The 1,327-nt window shown below is 47.5% G+C and carries 3 protein-coding genes; 2 read left to right on the forward strand and 1 reads right to left on the reverse strand.

Going from position 1 to position 1,327, the window contains the following annotated elements; all coding sequences use genetic code 11:
* The first annotated feature begins 84 nt into the window (after positions 1-84).
* The gene (locus A3738_RS02170; protein WP_068479920.1) at positions 85-867 is read left to right on the forward strand and encodes a triacylglycerol lipase; all 783 of its coding nucleotides are present in this window, start codon (positions 85-87) and stop codon (positions 865-867) included.
* Here A3738_RS02170 and A3738_RS31770 read toward each other — a convergent pair.
* Positions 864-1,004, reverse strand: coding sequence for a hypothetical protein (locus tag A3738_RS31770; protein WP_231876501.1), 141 nt, complete (start codon positions 1,002-1,004; stop codon positions 864-866). The two genes, A3738_RS02170 and A3738_RS31770, sit on opposite strands and share 4 nt — an antisense overlap.
* A gap of 3 nt (positions 1,005-1,007) precedes the next feature.
* Here A3738_RS31770 and A3738_RS29045 point away from each other — a divergent pair.
* Positions 1,008-1,327: alpha/beta fold hydrolase (locus A3738_RS29045; protein WP_231876502.1), on the forward strand; the 320-nt coding region annotated here is incomplete at its 3' end.

Genomic DNA, 1,327 nt, shown 5'->3' on the forward strand with positions numbered 1-1,327 from the left:
CAAAGATTTCGATTTCGCTGTCCAAGGTATTGTCAGTCAACACACCAGCGAACAAATGAATCTCTCATCAATGGATACCCCACAATGAGCACTACACATCAACTTAGTACCCCGAGTTTTAAGAATGGCCTGCTGGAATACCGCGCCGCACTTGACCTAACTGCCCTACCCGCATGGATGTCATATTTGAGCGTAAAACAGCAAAAAGATATAGGCAAAGGCCGTCACGTATTTGTTCTGCCTGGTTTCGGTGCTAGTGATTCAAGCATGAAACCACTCCGGTTTTTCCTAGAACGTCATGGGTTTAAAGCAATGGGCTGGGGACTTGGAGTCAATCGTGCTGGCCTAGACAAAGATTATGACCTGCACTCCATGGAATGGGAGTTACCTCCTCCTAATCCTCATAATGGAGAGTTCGGTGTACCTCATCTCTGCGGTCTAATGGCTGAGAGAGTGAAAGAGTTTTACGAACAAACAGGAAAGCAAGTTTCGCTAGTCGGATGGAGCCTTGGTGGCGTAGTTGCCCGAGAAGTAGCGAGAGATTTACCCGAAATGGTCGATCATGTCGTAACGCTGGGCACGCCGCTTACGGGCGGCCCAAAATATACTGCGGCCGCACCTATCTTGGCCAAAAAAGGCTTAGATCTGGACTGGATTGAGGCTGGCGTCGAAGAGCGAAAAAAGAAGCCCATTCAATGCAAGCTCAGTGCAATTGTTAGTAAAACAGACGGCGTCGTTGATTGGTCTGCCAGCGTATTGCCCGAAGACCAACAAACACGATATATCGAAGTGAACGTTTCTCATTTAGGAATGGGGTTCAATCGACAAACCATGTCACTCGTACTCAAAGAACTGCAACAGGACTAAGCGATGCCTTCAAACATAAATGCGCTTAACATCGATACAAGTACGCCCATTCTGTTTGTTCCCGGCGCTATGTCCGGTTCTTGGATTTGGGAAGATAATTTGCTCAGCACTATAGAGCGATGGGTTTTAAAGTTCATTGCATGACCTTCAGCGGGCATCATTTATCTTTTAAGGAACGGCTTAAGCTAAGGTTTAATGACTACGTCGATGAATGCATTGAAGCAATCGAAAGCTTTGATAAGGCACCGACCGTCATTGGCCATTCTCTTGGTGGACTTGCGTCCCTTCACGCCACTGCTCACGCTAAAGCCCATGCATTGATCTTAATGTCGCCTGTGCCAATTTCTGGAGTTGTCGGTTCGATGAGCTCTCTCGCTAAAAAGTCACCAATCTCTCTCGCCAAATTTATTACCGCCGCGTGTTATGCAGGTATAACCCGCTACGGAACACCCCCGATAGG

Source organism: Oleiphilus sp. HI0066 (assembly GCF_001635725.1).

Coding starts and splice junctions, on each gene's coding strand:
- A3738_RS31770 (WP_231876501.1), bottom strand. CDS start 1,004: ATGAACTTTAAAACCCATCGCTCTATAGTGCTGAGCAAATTATCTTCC.
- A3738_RS02170 (WP_068479920.1), top strand. CDS start 85: ATGAGCACTACACATCAACTTAGTACCCCGAGTTTTAAGAATGGCCTG.